Origin of the sequence: Pseudomonas sp. UBT (assembly GCF_050915955.1) — a bacterium.
Taxonomy (GTDB): Bacteria; Pseudomonadota; Gammaproteobacteria; order Pseudomonadales; family Pseudomonadaceae; genus Aquipseudomonas; species Aquipseudomonas antarctica_A.
In genome coordinates this window covers 3,011,950-3,028,207 of sequence record NZ_CP168079.1, presented here as the reverse complement: position 1 = coordinate 3,028,207, position 16,258 = coordinate 3,011,950, and the positions used below count along the sequence as shown (strand labels likewise).

Sequence of the window (16,258 nt, the reverse complement as noted above, 5' to 3'; positions counted from 1 at the left end):
AAAAAGTGACCCGCCGTAAGGGCGGAACCCTAAGCCGCCGTTACCGCAGCAACGGATATGTACCCAACCAGCCACCCACCCACCCAACAAAACATTGGAACTTTGCCAAGAAATAAACGCCTCAATCCGGTAGGCTCACCCTTTTTACATCAAGGAGTTACTCCCCATGGCCAAAGCCACCGCCCGTCACATCCTCGTTTCCACTGAAGACAAGTGCAACGAACTCAAAGCCCAGATCGAAGGCGGCGCCGATTTCGCAGAAATCGCCAAAGCCAACTCCAGCTGCCCATCCAGCCGCGACGGCGGCAACCTGGGCTCGTTCGGCCCAGGCCAAATGGTTAAAGAGTTCGACACCGTCGTCTTCAGCGCCCCGGTCAACACCGTGCAAGGCCCGGTGAAAACCCAGTTCGGTTACCACCTGCTGGAAGTCACCAGCCGCCAGGACTGATCCAGTCTGCGCTGCTGCTATAAACAACGGCCCGCCTTTTGGCGGGCCGTTGTGCATGGGGTGACGGGCGACGCTTAAGCCGTTAACGTACCCGTCCCTATTCTTCTTCACCTGGCGTTCAAGGCTGATAATGCGATTGGCTTTTTCCCTAAAACTCTTCGGCACTGCCCTGGCCCTTCTAATGGCCAGCACCGCCGCGATTGCGGCCCCGCAAACTTACTTGACCGTATACGGTGAACCCGCCAAATACCCTGCCGGTTTCACCCATTTCGACTACGCCAACCCTAACGCCCCCAAAGGTGGCAGCCTGCGCCGCTCGGCCATCGAGATCGGGCGTTTCGACCATGTGTTGCCGTATATCGACAAAGGCATCGGCGTCTCCCAGGTCGACGGCTGGCTGTACGCCCCACTGGCCCAGCGTTCGCTGGATGAGCCCTACACGGTTTACGGCCTGGTTGCAGAGAAGATGGAACGCTCGGACGACGGCCTGTCGCTGCGTTTCTACCTCAACCCCAAGGCGCGTTTTGCCGACGGCAAGCCGATCACCGCCGAAGATGTGCGCTACAGCTTCGACCTGCTGATGACCCAAGGCAGCCTGCGTTTTCGCACCCTGTTCGCCGACGTCAAGCACGTCGAAGTCGAAGGCGAGCGCCAGGTGCGTTTTGACTTTTCCAGCAATGAAAACCGCACCCTGCCCCTGGATATCGCCACCTTGCCGGTATTCCCCGAACACTGGTGGAAGACCCGCGATTTCGCCAATGGCGGCGGCTATGAAGCCCCGCTGGGCAGCGGCCCGTACAAAATCAGCAAGATCGACTCCGGCAGCACCATCACCTTTACCCGCGACCCGGACTGGTGGGGCAAGGACTTGCCCGTCAGCCGTGGCCTGTACAACTTCAATCACCTGAGCCTGGAGTATTTCGGCGACACCGAAGTGGCCCGCCAGGTGCTGCGCGGCGGCGCCTACGACTTCAACCGCGAGTTCTCCGCCACCGGTTATTCCATCGGTTACAACGGCCCGGCCCTCGACGACGGCCGCCTGCAACGCGCGCACTTGGCCAAAGAGATGCCGCAACCGGCCCAGGGCTATGTGTTCAACGTGCAAAAGCCGATGTTCAAGGACCGCCGTATACGTCAGGCGCTGGCAATGCTGTGGGACTTCGAATGGGCCAACCGCCAGATGATGCGCAATATGTACATCCGCCAGCAGAGCTACTTCTCCAACAGCGAGCTGGCGGCGAGCCAATTGCCGACCAAAGAAGAGCTGGCGATTCTCGAACCCCTGCGTGGGCAGATTCCAGACGAAGCCTTCACCCAGGTGTTCAAGGCGCCGGTCACCGACGGCAGCGGCATGATCCGCGACAAGCAGTTACAAGCCCTGGCCTTGCTGGAAGAAGCCGGCTGGACACCGGACGGCGACAAGCTGGTGAATGCCCAAGGCGAACCGCTGGAATTCACTTTCCTCAATGCCCAGCCGGGCCTGGAACGTCTGTTGCTGCCGTACAAACGCAACCTCGCGCAGATCGGCATCACCCTGAATATCCGCCGCATCGACTCCTCGCAATACGTCAACCGCATGATGGCGCGCGATTACGACATGATCGTGATTGGCTTCCCGGTGACCACCTCACCCGGGATGGAGCTGTATAACTACTTCGGCTCCCAGGCAGCCTACGACCCCGGCGCCAATAACTACATGGTGTTGAAAGACCCGGCCGTCGACACCCTGATCAACGGCCTGGTCAAGGCCAACACCCACGCCCAGATGCTCACCTACGCCCACGCCCTGGACCGTGTGCTGCAATGGAGCTACCTGTGGATTCCGAATTACTACCCGCCCGGCACCTCCGCCGCGTGGTGGAACCGGTTCGGGCGCCCGGCCATCGCGGCCAAAAACGACGAAGCCCTGGAAACCTGGTGGGAAATCAGCCCCACGCCACTGACGAATGAGCAAATGGACGCCGAGTTGAAAAAACGCGCAGGTGCCCGCTGATGTTTGCCTATATCGTGCGGCGCCTGCTGCTGATCATCCCGACGCTGGTGATCATCCTGCTGGTGAACTTCGTGATCGTACAGGCCGCGCCCGGTGGGCCGGTCGAACAGGCTATCGCGCACTTGCAAGGGATCGGCGGGGGCGGCATCGGCGGTTCTTCCGGCGAAAGCATCAGCGGCTCACGCGCCAGCCGTGGCCTCGACCCCAAGCTGATCAAGGACATCGAAAAACAATACGGCTTCGACAAGCCCGCCCCGGAACGCCTGTGGTTGATGCTGAAGAACTACGCCCAGCTGGACTTCGGCAACAGCTTCTTCCGCGGCAAAACCGTGATCGACCTGATCCTGGAAAAAATGCCGGTGACCATTTCCCTGGGTTTATGGGCCACCTTGATCACCTACCTGGTGTCGATCCCCTTGGGCATTCGCAAAGCCGTGCGCCATGGCAGCAGCTTTGACGTGTGGAGCAGCACCGCCATCGTCATCGGCTACGCGATGCCGGCGTTCCTGTTTGCGATGTTCCTGATTGTGCTGTTCGCTGGTGGCACGTCGCTGAACTGGTTCCCGGTGCGCGGGCTGGTGTCGGAGAACTTCGATGAACTCAGCACCGTCGGCAAGATCGCCGACTACTTCTGGCACTTGGTGTTGCCGGTCACGGCGCTGGTGATCGGCGGGTTTGCCACCCTGACAATCCTCACCAAGAACTCATTCTTGAATGAAATCACCCGCCAGTATGTGGTTACGGCCCGCGCCAAAGGCTTGAGCGAACGACGCGTGCTCTACGGCCATGTGTTCCGCAACGCGATGCTGCTGGTGATCTCGGGGATTCCCCAGGCCTTTATCAGCGTGTTTTTCGCCGGTTCCCTGCTCATCGAAGTGATCTTCTCCCTCGATGGCCTGGGCCGCATGAGCTACGAAGCCGCCGTGTCCCGTGACTACCCGGTGGTGTTCGGCTCGCTGTTTATCTTCACCTTGTTCGGGCTCTTGATAAAACTCATCGGTGACCTCTGCTACACCCTGGTGGACCCGCGTATCGACTTCGCCGCGAGGAACGCCTGATGCTTAATTTATCCCCGGTGGCGCGTCGGCGTTTCGAGCGGTTCAAGAAAAACCGGCGCGGCTGGTGGTCGCTGTGGCTGTTTATCGGCCTGTTTATCCTGACCCTGGGCGGCGAATTGATCGCCAATGACAAACCGCTGGTGCTCAGCTTCAAGAACGAGCTGTATTTTCCGGTGTTCAAGCGCTACACCGAGCAGCAGTTCGGCGGCCAGTTGCCGTTCCAGGCCGACTACCGCAGTGACTACGTGCAAAAGCTGATCAAGCAGGACGGTGGCTGGATGCTGTTCCCGCCGATCCCGTTCAGCGACGACACGCCGAACTACGAACTGACCCGCCCTGCCCCCAGCCCGCCCTCGGCGGTGAACTGGCTGGGCACCGACGATCAGTCACGCGATGTGCTGGCGCGGGTGATCTTTGGTGCACGGGTGTCGATCCTGTTTGCACTGGCGTTGACGGCAATCAGCGCCGCCATCGGCATTGCCGCCGGTGCCTTGCAGGGTTACTACGGCGGCTGGGTGGATCTGCTTGGCCAGCGCATATTGGAGGTCTGGTCCGGATTGCCGGTGCTCTACCTGCTGATCATTCTGTCGGGCTTTGTCGAGCCGAATTTCTGGTGGCTGCTGGGGATCATGGCGCTGTTTTCCTGGCTGGCCCTGGTGGACGTGGTGCGCGCCGAGTTCCTGCGCGGGCGCAACCTGGAATACGTCAAGGCTGCCCGCGCATTGGGCCTGGGCGACGGCAAGATCATTCGCCGGCATATCCTGCCGAATGCCATGACCGCCACCCTGAGTTACCTGCCGTTTATTTTGACCGGAGCGATTTCTACCTTGAGCGCCCTGGATTTCCTCGGCTTCGGCATGCCGGCGGGCAGCGCGTCGCTGGGCGAGCTGATTGCCCAGGGCAAGCAAAACCTGCAAGCGCCGTGGCTGGGCCTGACGGCGTTTTTCACCCTGGCGCTGATCCTGTCGCTGCTGGTCTTTATTGGCGAGGCATTACGTGATGCCTTCGACCCACGTTCATGAGTGACTGCAGATGAACCTGATCGAAATCCGCGACCTCAGCGTCGCCTTCAGCGGCCAGACCGTGGTGAGCAAACTGTGCCTGGATGTCCGCCCCGGCGAGTGCCTGGCACTGGTGGGCGAGTCGGGCTCGGGCAAGTCGGTGACGGCCCATTCGATTTTGCAATTGCTGCCCGAAGCCGGCACCGAAACCACCGGCTCGGTGAAGTACCGCGGCCAGGAGTTGATCGGCGCGTCGGCGAGCACGTTGCAAAAGCTGCGCGGCAACCGCATTGCGATGATCTTCCAGGAGCCAATGACCTCCCTCAACCCGTTGCACAGCATCGAAAAGCAAATCGGCGAAACCCTGCTGCTGCACAAGGGCCTGGGCGGCAAGGCGGCGCAGGCGCGCATCCTCGAACTGCTTGAACTGGTGGGCATCCAGAAACCCCAGGAGCGCCTCAAGGCCTATCCGCATCAACTGTCCGGCGGCCAGCGCCAGCGCGTGATGATCGCCATGGCCCTGGCCTGCGAGCCAGAACTGCTGATCGCCGACGAACCCACCACCGCGCTGGACGTGACCGTGCAGCGCAAGATCCTGCTGCTGCTCAAGTCCCTGCAACAACGGTTGGGCATGTCGCTGCTGCTGATCAGCCATGACCTCAACCTGGTGCGCAGCATTGCCCAACGCGTGTGCGTGATGCGCGCCGGTGAGATTGTCGAGCAGGCCGACTGCCAGACGCTGTTCAACGCACCGCAGCATCCTTACAGCCGCCTGCTGCTGGATGCCGAGCCTGCCGGCAGCGCGCTGTGCAACGACGAACGCGAGACGGTGTTGCAGGTCGACAACCTGACCGTGCAATTCCCCCTCGGCGGCGGGCTGTTCCGGCGCAAAACTTACCTGCGCGCAGTCGACGGCATCAGCCTCAGCGTGCAGCGCGGCAAGACGCTGGGGATTGTCGGCGAGTCCGGTTCAGGCAAGTCGACCCTGGGCCAGGCGATCCTGCGTTTGCTCGATTCCACCGGCAGCATCCGCTTTCAGGGCGAAGCCCTCGACCCCCTGAACAACCAGCAAATGCGCCCGTGGCGCAAGCAGATGCAGGTGGTGTTCCAGGACCCGTTCGGCAGCCTCAGCCCGCGTATGTCGGTGCAGCAGATCATCAGCGAAGGCCTGGAAGTGCACGCGCCGTGCAGCCTGGCCGACCGCGATGCGCAGGTGATCCAGGTGCTCAAGGATGTGGGCCTCGACCCCGCCAGCCGTCATCGTTACCCCCATGAGTTTTCCGGCGGGCAGCGCCAACGCATCGCCATCGCCCGCGCCTTGGTGCTCAAGCCGGCGCTGATGTTGCTGGACGAACCCACGTCCGCCCTCGACCGCACAGTGCAAAAGCAGGTCGTGGCGTTACTGCGCGAACTGCAGGAGAAATACGGCCTGACCTACCTGTTTATCAGCCATGACCTGGCGGTAGTACGCGCCATGGCCCACGACATGATCGTGATCAAGGATGGCAAGGTGGTGGAGCGCGGCGCGAGCCATGATGTGTTCGAAGCGCCGCAGCACGCGTACACCAAAGAGCTTCTGGCGGCAGCGCATATTCCCTTGTAGGAGCGCGGCCCTCTTCATATTTTGTGTTGGCGGCGGGTGCATGAATAGCAACGAAAGCCTCAAGGATTACCAACGGGTTCGCGGCCTGGCTATCCAGTCGCTGTTCGAGATTATCGAGCAGTCCAGCGAAGGCACGGTGATTGTCGACCGTGACGCGAATATCGTGTGGATGAACGAGCGCTACGCCAAGCGTTTCGGGCTTAAAAGCGCCGACGATGCCATCGGCCAGCCTTGTGAGCAGGTGATCGCCAACAGTTTGTTGCGCCAGGTCGTGCGCAACGATCAGCCGATTTTGCTGGATATCCAGGACACGCCCAAGGGCCCGCTGGTGGTGATGCGCCTGCCGATTCACGACGATGCCGGCGCGGTGATTGGTGCAATTGGGTTTGCGTTGTTTGATGAGCTGCGCAACCTGTCGCCACTGATCGAGCGCTACCTGAGCATGCAGCAGGAGCTTGCCTCCACGCGTTCGTTGCTGCGTTCGCGGCAGAGCAAATACAACTTCGCGCACTTTATCGGCACCAGCGCGGCCAGCCTGGAAGTCAAACGCCGAGCGCGGCGCAGTGCGAGCGCCGAGTCACCGGTGTTGCTGCTGGGCGAAACCGGCACCGGCAAAGAGCTGCTGGCCCAGGCGATCCACGGCGCCTCGCCGCGTGCGCACAAAGCCTTCGTCAGTATCAACAGCGCCGCGATTCCCCATGACCTGCTCGAAGCCGAGTTTTTCGGCACCGCGCCGGGCGCGTTTACCGGGGCCGACCGCAAGGGCCGCCCGGGTAAGTTGCAGATCGCCCAGGGCGGCACGCTGTTTCTCGATGAAATCGGTGATATGCCGCTGCCGCTGCAAAGCAAACTGCTGCGGGTGTTGCAGGAGAAGGAATACGAAGCGGTAGGCTCCAACGACATGCTGCATAGCGATGTGCGGGTGATTGCCGCCACGTCCATGGACCTGGAGGCGGCGATCAAGCGCGGTGAGTTCCGTGCGGATTTGTATTACCGGCTGAATGTGCTGCCGATCCAGGTGCCGCCCTTGAGGGAGCGACTGGATGATATTCCGGCGTTGAGCGAGGCGATTCTTGAAGAGCTGCGCAGCCAGCACGAACTGGACCGCGAGGCCCTCGCGCTGTTGGCGCAACATGCGTGGCCGGGGAATATCCGTGAGTTGCGCAATGTGCTGGAACGCGCAGCGTTGTTGAGTGATGACCTGGTGCTGGATGCCAGGGAGATTCGCGCGGCGATTGGGACGTTTAGCCCGGTGCAGCGTGACGCGGTGGAAACGCTCGAGGGCGAGACGTTTGCGGCGGCGCGGGAGCGGTTTGATCGGCAGCTGATTGCAGCGGCGCTGAAGGCCTGTGAAGGCAATGTGGTGGACGCGGCCAAGCGGTTGGGGCTGGGTAGGTCGACCCTGTACAAGAAAATGGTTGCCCTTGGCATCGCCTAGTCTCAAAACAGAGAAATAATTCTATCTATGAAGACAATCTAATGTGGGAGCGGGCTTGCTCGCGAATGCGGTATTTCAGCCAGCTCATCTAGCACTGACACACCGCTTTCGCGAGCAAGCCCGCTCCCACATTGGGTCTTCACCTGTCTCTAGATAGAGACAAAATTCTGACCCCCCGATCTAAAATCAAATAATATTCTTATATTTCAACGCGTTAACGTGTTGGCACACATCTCGCTATAGCCCCTCTCCAAAGCACCACCCCACAACAATAACAATCCGATTTGGAGACACACCATGAGTGTGATCATTGCCCTGGCAGCCCTCGCGCTGCTGATGCTGGCGGCCTACCGTGGCTACAGCGTCATCCTGTTTGCCCCCATCGCCGCCCTCGGCGCCGTGCTGCTCACCGACCCGTCCGCCGTCGCCCCTGCCTTTACCGGGGTGTTCATGGAGAAAATGGTCGGTTTTATCAAACTGTATTTCCCGGTGTTCCTGCTCGGCGCGGTGTTCGGCAAGCTGATCGAGCTGTCGGGCTTTTCGCGCTCGATTGTTGCCGCCGCGATCCGTTTGCTCGGCACACGCCAGGCGATGCTGGTGATCGTGCTGGTCTGCGCCCTGCTCACCTACGGCGGCGTGTCCTTGTTTGTGGTGGTGTTTGCGGTTTACCCGTTCGCAGCAGAGATGTTCCGCCAGAGCAATATCCCCAAGCGCCTGATCCCCGCGACCATCGCCCTCGGCGCGTTCTCGTTCACCATGGACGCCCTGCCGGGCACGCCGCAGATCCAGAACATCATCCCCAGCACGTTCTTCAATACCACCGCCTGGGCTGCGCCGTGGCTGGGCTTGATCGGCACCATCTTCGTGTTCTGCACCGGCATGCTCTACCTGGCGCGCCAGCGCAACAAGGCGCAACGAGCCGGCGAAGGCTATGGCACCGAGCTGCGTAACGAGCCGGAAACCGCTGAAAACCTCACCTTGCCCAACCCATGGGTCGCACTGTCACCGCTGATTCTGGTGGGCGTGATGAACCTGCTGTTCACCCACTGGATTCCGCAGTGGTATGGCAAGACCCACAGCCTGAGCTTGCCGGGCATGAGCGCGCCGGTGACCACCGAGATCGCCAAGCTCACGGCGATCTGGGCGGTGCAGGCGGCGTTGCTGGTGGGTATCGTCATGGTGCTGGTGTTCGGCTGGTCGGCGATTCGCGACAAGCTCGCCGAAGGCAGTAAAAGCGCGGTAAGCGGTGCGCTGCTGGCGGCGATGAACACCGCGTCGGAATATGGCTTTGGTGCGGTCATCGCCTCGCTGCCGGGCTTTCTGGTGCTGGCGGACTGGCTCAAGGGCATCCCCAATCCGCTGGTCAACGAAGCGATCACCGTGACCCTGCTGGCCGGTATCACCGGTTCCGCCTCGGGCGGCATGAGCATCGCCCTGGCGGCGATGTCCGAGAGCTTTATTTCGGCGGCCCATGCGGCCAATATCCCTCTTGAAGTGCTGCACCGGGTCGCGGCCATGGCCAGCGGCGGCATGGACACCCTGCCCCACAACGGCGCGGTGATTACGCTGCTGGCAGTGACCGGCCTGACCCACCGCGAAGCCTACAAGGATATTTTCGGCATCACGATTATCAAGACCCTCGCGGTGTTCGTGGTGATCGGTACTTTCTACGCCACCGGCATTGTGTGAGGTTTACATGACGAACTTGAACGGCAAGACCGCCCTGGTCACCGGCTCCACCAGCGGCATCGGCTTGGGCATAGCGCTGAGCCTGGCCAAGGCCGGCGCCAACCTGATCCTCAACGGCTTCGGCGACGCCAGCGCGGTGGTCACCCAGGTGCAGGCGTTCGGCGGCAAAGTCGGCCATCACCCGGCAGACGTCAGCGACCCGGCGCAGATCGCCGACATGCTGGCCTATGCCGAGCGCGAGTTCGGTGGCGTGGATATATTGGTCAATAACGCCGGCATTCAGCATGTGTCGGCGGTGGAGGATTTCCCGGTGGAACGCTGGGATTCGATCATCGCGATCAACCTGTCGTCGGTATTCCACAGCACGCGCTTGAGCCTGCCGGGCATGAAAGCCAAAGGCTGGGGGCGTATCGTCAATATCGCCTCGGTGCATGGCCTGGTCGGTTCGGTGGGCAAGGCCGCGTACGTGGCGGCCAAGCATGGCGTGATCGGCCTGACCAAAGTGGTGGGCCTGGAGACCGCCACCACCAACGTCACCTGCAACGCCATCTGCCCTGGGTGGGTGCTGACGCCGCTGGTGCAGAAGCAGATTGATGACCGTGCGGCCAACGGTGTTGATCCACAGCAGGCGCAGCATGATTTGCTCGCGGAGAAACAGCCGTCGCTGGAGTTCGTGACGCCGCCGCAGCTGGGTGAGTTGGTGTTGTTTCTGTGCAGTGAGGCCGGCGCCCAGGTGCGCGGCGCGGCGTGGAATATCGATGGCGGCTGGCTGGCGCAGTAAACCCCCGCTATTTCAAACGCAGGAGTTTTAAAATGTGGGAGCGGGCTTGCTCGCGAAGGCGGAGTGTCAGCCAGCAAGTTTGTAACTGACCCACCGCATTCGCGAGCAAGCCCGCTCCCACATTGGCTCAGTGTTGTTGGGTAGATTTCATCTAAGAACAAGAGATTGCGCAATGTCCGAGATCCTCTGGCAACCCTCCCCCGAACGCATCGCCAACACGCGGATGGACCAGTTCCGACGCTTCATCAACGGCCGCTACAGCGTTCAGTTGCCGGACTACCCGGCCCTGCACCAGTGGAGCATCGACCAGCGCCCCGACTTCTGGCAGGCCATCGTCGCGTTCTTTGACGTGCAATTTCGCAGCCCGCCCTCGGTGACGCTGATCGAAGACCGTGAAATGCCCAGCGCCCAGTGGTTCCCTGACGCTACCCTGAACTTTGCCGAACATTTGCTGCGCCGCCGCGATGGTCACCCGGCGGTGGTCGCTATCAGCGAAGACGGCCAGCGCGAACAACTGACCTACGCCGAACTGGCTGCCCACGTCGCCGGCCTGCAAAGCAGCCTGCGCGCAGCGGGTGTCGGCGTGGGCGACCGCGTGGCCGCGTGCATGCCCAACACCTGGCAAACCCTGGTCGGCATGCTCGCCACTACCAGCCTCGGTGCGATCTGGTCCTGTTCATCGCCGGACTTCGGCACCCAAGGCGTGATCGACCGTTTCGGCCAGATCGAACCCAAGGTGCTGATCACCTGCGCGGGTTATCGCTACGCCGGCAAGACCATTGACCAAAGCACCAAGCTGAATGAAATCCTTGCGCGCCTGCCCTCCCTGCGACAGTTGATCATCGTGCCGTATGCCCGCCCGCAGGCGACAGTCGAGGACTATCAGACCCAGGCCAGGGTCACGCTGTGGAGCGACTTCTACCAACCCGGCGGCGAACCTGAGTTTGTCGCCGTGCCGTTCAATCACCCGCTGTACATCCTCTATTCCAGCGGCACCACCGGCGTGCCCAAGTGCATCATCCACGGCACCGGCGGCGTGCTGCTCACGCACCTCAAGGAACACGGTCTGCATGCCGACCTGTCGCGGGCTGACTGCCTCTTTTACTACACCACGTGCGGCTGGATGATGTGGAACTGGCTGGTGTCGGTGCTGGCCCTCGGCGCGACGGCCGTGCTGTATGACGGTTCGCCCTTTCACCCGGGCCCCGAACGGCTGATCGACCTGATCGATGCCGAGAAAATCAGCGTATTCGGCACCAGCCCGAAATTCCTCGCCACGCTGGAAAAAGCCGGACTGCAACCGCGCCTGAGTCATGATTTGAGCAGCCTCAAAGGGCTGATTTCGACCGGCTCGCCGCTGTCGCCGCAGAGCTACGACTACGTGTACCGCGACATCAAAGGCGAGCTGTGCCTGTCGTCGATGTCGGGCGGCACCGATATCGTCTCCTGCTTTGTCATCGGCAACCCGGTGCTACCGGTACGGCGCGGTGAAATGCAGTGCAAGAGCCTGGCAATGGCTATCGAAGTGTGGGACGACCAGGGCCAGCCATTGATCGGGGAAAAAGGCGAATTGGTCTGCACTCGGCATTTTCCGGCGATGCCGATCGGGCTCTGGAATGACCCAGACCAGCACACACTGCGCGCGTCGTATTTCAGCCAGTTTCCCGGTGTATGGGCCCAGGGCGACTACGCCGAACAGTGCCCCAATGGCAGCCTGTTGATCCATGGTCGCTCCGATGCGGTGCTCAACCCGGGTGGCGTGCGCATCGGCACGGCGGAAATTTATCGCCAGGTGGAAAAGGTCCCGCAGGTCCTGGAAAGCCTGGCCATCGGCCAACGCTGGCAGGACGATGTGCGGGTGGTGCTGTTTGTGCGCCTCAATGACGGCATTGAACTGGATGACGCCCTGGAGCAACAGATTCGCCAGGTGATTCGCGCCAACACCACGCCGCGCCATGTGCCGGCGAAGATCCTCGCCGTCAGCGATATCCCGCGCACCATCAGCGGCAAGATCGTCGAACTGGCGGTGCGCAACGTGGTGCACGGTGAGCCGGTAAAAAACACTGACGCGTTGGCGAACCCGGAGGCACTGGCACAGTTTCGTGACCGCCCGGAGCTGGCACAAGGATGAAAGGTTTCAGCCTGTAAGCACTCATTTGAAGACAAAACCCCAATGCATGCTATTTTTCGAGGGGTAGTCAGCCGTTCCCGTGTCGCGGGATAATCGGCTTTGTCGTATTTCAAAGTGTCGGGTTTAGGGCTTTTTCATGAAAGTAACATCCACCGGAAGCGAAGCCGTTGCATTGATTGCGCGGCTGGACTGGGCGCAAAGCCCCCTCGGTGAGGCCGATGACTGGCCGCAAAGCCTGCGCACAGCCGTCGATATCGTGGTCCACTCGCCGATGCCGATGCTCCTGCTGTGGGGCAGCCAGCTCACGCAGCTCTACAACGACGGCTTCGCCGCGCTCGCGGGCAACAAACACCCCGGCGCCATGGGCCAACCCGCGCATGAGACCTGGCCGGAGCTGGCGAGCTTCACCGCCCCGATCTACGACGCCGTCCTCACCGGCCAGGTGCGCACGTTCACCGAACAGCGCTTCGTCCTGCAACGCAACCACCGCGACACCGAAATCTGGCTCGACCTGACCTACAGCCCGGTCCGCGACGAAAGCGGCGCCGTCGCCGGTATTCTGGTCACCGCCATCGAAACCAACGAGCGCCGCAGCAAAGCCATCGAACTGCAACAGCGCTCCGATGACAGCCTCAAGGCCCAGCACAGCACCGAACAACGTCTGCAATTGGCGCTGGCCGCCACCGATGCGGTAGGTACGTGGGATTGGGACATCGGCGAAGACCGCTTTATCGCCGACGCCCACTTCGCCTATTTGCATGGCGTCGACCCGAGTGACGCCGGCCTGCTGCCCATCAGCGACTACCTGCAAGGCGTCCATCCCGAAGACCGCGGCATGGTGGCGCGCAGCATCAAGCACTGCATCACTTTCGGCACCGAATACGCCGAGGAATACCGCTTGCTGCAAGCCGATGGCCAGGTGCGCTGGGTGTTCGCCCGTGGTCGCTGCTACAAAGACCCGCAAGGCCGCCCGGCACGCTTCCTTGGCGCCGCGCTGGACCTGACCGAACGCAAACACACGGAGCACGCGCTGCGCCAAAGCCAGACAGAGCTGCAATTGATCATTAACGCCATGCCGGTGCTGATTGGCTACGTCGACCACGAACAGCGCTTTCGCCTGAACAACAGCGCCTACCTGGACTGGTATGGCATGACGCCCCAGGAGCTGTACGGCAAAACCATCCGTGAGGTGATCGGCGACGAGTTGTATGCCGGTCGGGAAGACAAGATCGCTGCCGCGCTCAAGGGCAAGGCCTGCAGCTTCATGACTGTTACGCCGCATCACGACGGCCGGCCGCGCCACGCGTTGATGAAGTACCTGCCGCGCTTCAGCAATGACGGCTCGGTGAACGGTTTCTATATCTTTGTCATCGATGAGACCGAACGCAAACTCACCGAAGAGGCCTTGCGGCACCTCAACGAGAACCTGGAAGAGCGCGTCGCCCAGCGCACACAGGCGCTGGCGGAGGCCAACCAGCGCTTGCAAAACGAAATGTTTGAACGCGAGCGCGCCGAAGATGCGCTGCGTCATGCGCAGAAAATGGAAGCCGTGGGCCAGCTTACCGGCGGCATTGCCCATGATTTCAACAATATGCTGACCGGGATTATCGGCAGCCTGGACCTGATGCAGCGCTATATCAGTGCCGGGCGCAGCGACGAAATCGGCCGCTTTACCGACGCCGCGGTGTCTTCCGCCCATCGCGCGGCCGCCCTCACCCATCGGCTGCTGGCGTTCTCCCGCCGCCAATCGCTGGACCGCCGCCCGCTTGATCCGAACCAGCTGGTGGTGTCCCTGGAAGATTTGTTCCGGCGAACCAAGGGCGCGCATATCACGCTCAAGGTGCAACTGGGCCGCGATATCTGGCCCGTGAATACCGATGCCAGCCAGTTGGAAAACGCCCTGCTCAACCTGGTGATCAACGCGCGCGACGCGATGCCCGACGGCGGCGAATTGCTGATCGAAACCGCCAACAGCTACCTCGATGGCAGCGATATCACCACCCTCGAACCGGTGAAGGCCGGCGACTACGTGATGCTGGGCGTGTGCGACAACGGCACCGGCATGGCACCGAAGATCCTGGCCAAGGCGTTCGACCCGTTTTTCACCACCAAGCCTATCGGCCAGGGCACAGGCCTTGGGCTGTCGATGATCTATGGGTTTGCCCAGCAATCCGGTGGCCACGTGACGATTCAAAGCGAACCCGGCCAAGGCACCTGCGTGCGCCTGTACCTGCCGCGCCTGCATGGCACCGCCCTGGAAAGCCACCTGCCGCAACATCTGAGCGAAGCCCCGTTGGCGCTGGCCGGTGAGTCGGTGGTGGTGGTCGAGGATGACCCGGCGGTGCGCATGCTGGTGATCAATGTGCTGGATGAGTTGGGTTACACCGCACACCAGGCCGCGGACGCACGCACGGCGCTGCCGTTGCTGGAGTCGGATTTGCGCGTGGACCTGCTGGTGACCGACGTCGGCCTGCCGGGCATGAACGGCCGACAACTGGCGGAAATCGCCCGTCAGCACCGGCCGGGCCTGCGCGTGCTGTTCATGACCGGTTACGCCGAAAAAGCCGCCGAGCGCCAGGGCTTCCTGGAAGACGGCATGGATATGGTCGCCAAGCCGTTTTCCATTGACCTGCTGGCGACAAAAATCCGCAGCATGATCAGCGTCGACGAATGAGTTCAGGCATAATCGCGCGCCGCCGCACACCTGGTAGAAATCAATGAAAGCCCAAGCCCGTCACATTCTGGTGAAGACCAGCGAAGAAGCCGAACAGCTCAAGCAGCGCATTGCCAAGGGCGAAGCGTTTGATGTGCTGGCCAAGAAATACTCGACCTGCCCGTCCGGCAAGCGCGGCGGTGATTTGGGTGAAGTGCGGCCAGGGCAGATGGTCGGGGCGATTGATGCGGTGATCTTCAAAAAGCCGGTGAAGGTGGTGCACGGGCCAATCAAGAGCAAGTTTGGCTATCACCTGGTGCAGGTGTTTTACCGCGACTGAGGGTTTGGCGTTAGACCGCTTTCGCGAGCAAGCCCGCTCCCACAGTTGACCGAGTTCCTTCAGTTGAAATGCAATCAAATGTGGGAGCGGGCTTGCTCGCGAACCGCCGCAGGCGGCCATTCACCGACTATCTTGGGATCAGTGCACCCGGCACTTGAATCACCCGGCTCGCCAACCGATGCCCAGCCAAGGCCGCCGCCTCTGGCGAACCACCCTTCAGCCGACTGGCCAAATACGCCGCACTGAACGAATCCCCCGCCGCCGTCGTATCCACCACCTGCTCGACCTGCAACGCCGGCACGGCAAAGCGCTCGCCTGCGCAACGGATCAAACACGCATCCGCCCCACGCTTGAGCACCACTTCCTCAATGCCCGGGTACGCCGCAAACACCTGCTCAGTGTCGGCATACCCAAACAATGCACGTTCGTCATCCTCGGTCAGCAAGGCGATATCCACCTCGGCCAACACCGTGTGATACGCCGCGCGCGCCGCCTCGACACTGGCCCACAGACGCGGTCGGTAGTTGTTGTCGAACACCACCTTGCCGCCGCGACGGCGGGTTTCGATCAGGCTTTGCAGTAACCGCTCACGCCCGATTTCACCGAGCACCGCCAGGGTGATACCGCTGAAATACACCACGGTGTAATCCGGCAAGGCCGCCAGGATCGGTTCGGCGGCCGGTGTGGTGAAGCAATCACGCACAGCGGCTTCATTGCGCCAGTAGAGGAATTTGCGTTCGCCGTTGGCGTCCGTCTGGATGCAATACAACCCCGGCAAACGGCCGGGCAAGCGCTGAACCCTGTCCAGGCCCAGGCCTTCGTCGCGCCACTGTTGGCACATGGCATCGCTGAAACTGTCATCGCCCAACGCGGTGACGTAGTCGACCGTGCCGACAGCGCCCAGCTCGCGGCGCAGGTACACCGCCGTGTTCAGGGTGTCGCCGCCGAAGCTCTGATGCAGGCTGCCGTCGGCGCGGTGCTGCAGTTCGATCATGCATTCGCCGATCAGGGCGATGCGCGGTTGTGTGTTCATGCCTTTAATCTCTGGTGTGGCTGATGACCCCTTCGCGGGCAAGCCCGCTCCCACAGTTGACTGCATTCCTTCAGATACAACGCGGTCAAT

12 protein-coding genes are annotated in these 16,258 nt (G+C 61.6%); 11 read left to right on the top strand and 1 reads right to left on the bottom strand.

From position 1 onward, the window contains the following. Positions 1 to 166 precede the first annotated feature (166 nt). From ACDZ94_RS13810 to ACDZ94_RS13760, 11 genes are all read left to right on the top strand, one after another. Positions 167 to 448, top strand: coding sequence for a peptidylprolyl isomerase (locus ACDZ94_RS13810; RefSeq protein WP_010210937.1), 282 nt, complete (start codon positions 167 to 169; stop codon positions 446 to 448). A gap of 130 nt (positions 449 to 578) precedes the next feature. Then, positions 579 to 2,441: an extracellular solute-binding protein gene (locus tag ACDZ94_RS13805; RefSeq protein WP_432750300.1), complete on the top strand. Its 1,863-nt coding sequence runs from the start codon at positions 579 to 581 to the stop codon at positions 2,439 to 2,441. Then, a complete protein-coding gene (locus ACDZ94_RS13800) occupies positions 2,441 to 3,499 on the top strand; it encodes a microcin C ABC transporter permease YejB (protein WP_064451978.1) in 1,059 nt (352 codons plus the stop codon). The genes ACDZ94_RS13805 and ACDZ94_RS13800 overlap by 1 nt, the downstream gene beginning before the upstream one ends. Then, positions 3,499 to 4,521: an ABC transporter permease gene (locus ACDZ94_RS13795; protein WP_043050504.1), complete on the top strand. Its 1,023-nt coding sequence runs from the start codon at positions 3,499 to 3,501 to the stop codon at positions 4,519 to 4,521. Before ACDZ94_RS13800 ends, ACDZ94_RS13795 begins: the two co-directional genes overlap by 1 nt. Before the next feature lie 10 nt (positions 4,522 to 4,531). Next, positions 4,532 to 6,103, top strand: coding sequence for an ABC transporter ATP-binding protein (locus tag ACDZ94_RS13790; protein ID WP_064451977.1), 1,572 nt, complete (start codon positions 4,532 to 4,534; stop codon positions 6,101 to 6,103). A gap of 40 nt (positions 6,104 to 6,143) precedes the next feature. Beyond that, positions 6,144 to 7,541 carry a sigma-54 interaction domain-containing protein gene (locus tag ACDZ94_RS13785; RefSeq protein ID WP_064451976.1) on the top strand — a complete coding sequence of 466 codons (1,398 nt, stop codon included), beginning with the start codon at positions 6,144 to 6,146 and terminating at the stop codon, positions 7,539 to 7,541. A gap of 297 nt (positions 7,542 to 7,838) precedes the next feature. Further along, positions 7,839 to 9,230 carry a GntP family permease gene (locus ACDZ94_RS13780; RefSeq protein WP_064451975.1) on the top strand — a complete coding sequence of 464 codons (1,392 nt, stop codon included), beginning with the start codon at positions 7,839 to 7,841 and terminating at the stop codon, positions 9,228 to 9,230. Between the two features lie 7 nt (positions 9,231 to 9,237). Continuing rightward, positions 9,238 to 10,011 (top strand): 3-hydroxybutyrate dehydrogenase, encoded by a 774-nt coding sequence (locus tag ACDZ94_RS13775; RefSeq protein ID WP_064451974.1) that lies wholly within the window; start codon positions 9,238 to 9,240, stop codon positions 10,009 to 10,011. Between the two features lie 172 nt (positions 10,012 to 10,183). Beyond that, on the top strand, positions 10,184 to 12,142 hold the full coding sequence (locus ACDZ94_RS13770; protein ID WP_432750299.1) for an acetoacetate--CoA ligase: 1,959 nt from the start codon (positions 10,184 to 10,186) through the stop codon (positions 12,140 to 12,142). Positions 12,143 to 12,278: 136 nt separating this feature from the next. After that, positions 12,279 to 14,816 (top strand): PAS domain-containing protein, encoded by a 2,538-nt coding sequence (locus ACDZ94_RS13765; RefSeq protein ID WP_407017474.1) that lies wholly within the window; start codon positions 12,279 to 12,281, stop codon positions 14,814 to 14,816. Positions 14,817 to 14,859: 43 nt separating this feature from the next. Continuing rightward, positions 14,860 to 15,135, top strand: coding sequence for a peptidylprolyl isomerase (locus ACDZ94_RS13760; RefSeq protein WP_003174397.1), 276 nt, complete (start codon positions 14,860 to 14,862; stop codon positions 15,133 to 15,135). Positions 15,136 to 15,262: 127 nt separating this feature from the next. Here ACDZ94_RS13760 and ACDZ94_RS13755 read toward each other — a convergent pair whose 3' ends face one another. After that, a complete protein-coding gene (locus ACDZ94_RS13755; RefSeq protein ID WP_432750298.1) occupies positions 15,263 to 16,168 on the bottom strand; it encodes a sugar kinase in 906 nt (301 codons plus the stop codon). Positions 16,169 to 16,258 lie beyond the last annotated feature (90 nt).

Excerpts from the sequence above, each read along its gene's own strand:
- ACDZ94_RS13775 (WP_064451974.1), top strand. The coding sequence starts at position 9,238 with ATGACGAACTTGAACGGCAAGACCGCCCTGGTCACCGGCTCCACCAGC.
- ACDZ94_RS13790 (WP_064451977.1), top strand. The coding sequence starts at position 4,532 with ATGAACCTGATCGAAATCCGCGACCTCAGCGTCGCCTTCAGCGGCCAG.
- ACDZ94_RS13810 (WP_010210937.1), top strand. The coding sequence starts at position 167 with ATGGCCAAAGCCACCGCCCGTCACATCCTCGTTTCCACTGAAGACAAG.
- ACDZ94_RS13760 (WP_003174397.1), top strand. The coding sequence starts at position 14,860 with ATGAAAGCCCAAGCCCGTCACATTCTGGTGAAGACCAGCGAAGAAGCC.
- ACDZ94_RS13765 (WP_407017474.1), top strand. The coding sequence starts at position 12,279 with ATGAAAGTAACATCCACCGGAAGCGAAGCCGTTGCATTGATTGCGCGG.
- ACDZ94_RS13755 (WP_432750298.1), bottom strand. The coding sequence starts at position 16,168 with ATGAACACACAACCGCGCATCGCCCTGATCGGCGAATGCATGATCGAA.
- ACDZ94_RS13785 (WP_064451976.1), top strand. The coding sequence starts at position 6,144 with ATGAATAGCAACGAAAGCCTCAAGGATTACCAACGGGTTCGCGGCCTG.
- ACDZ94_RS13770 (WP_432750299.1), top strand. The coding sequence starts at position 10,184 with ATGTCCGAGATCCTCTGGCAACCCTCCCCCGAACGCATCGCCAACACG.
- ACDZ94_RS13800 (WP_064451978.1), top strand. The coding sequence starts at position 2,441 with ATGTTTGCCTATATCGTGCGGCGCCTGCTGCTGATCATCCCGACGCTG.
- ACDZ94_RS13780 (WP_064451975.1), top strand. The coding sequence starts at position 7,839 with ATGAGTGTGATCATTGCCCTGGCAGCCCTCGCGCTGCTGATGCTGGCG.
- ACDZ94_RS13805 (WP_432750300.1), top strand. The coding sequence starts at position 579 with ATGCGATTGGCTTTTTCCCTAAAACTCTTCGGCACTGCCCTGGCCCTT.
- ACDZ94_RS13795 (WP_043050504.1), top strand. The coding sequence starts at position 3,499 with ATGCTTAATTTATCCCCGGTGGCGCGTCGGCGTTTCGAGCGGTTCAAG.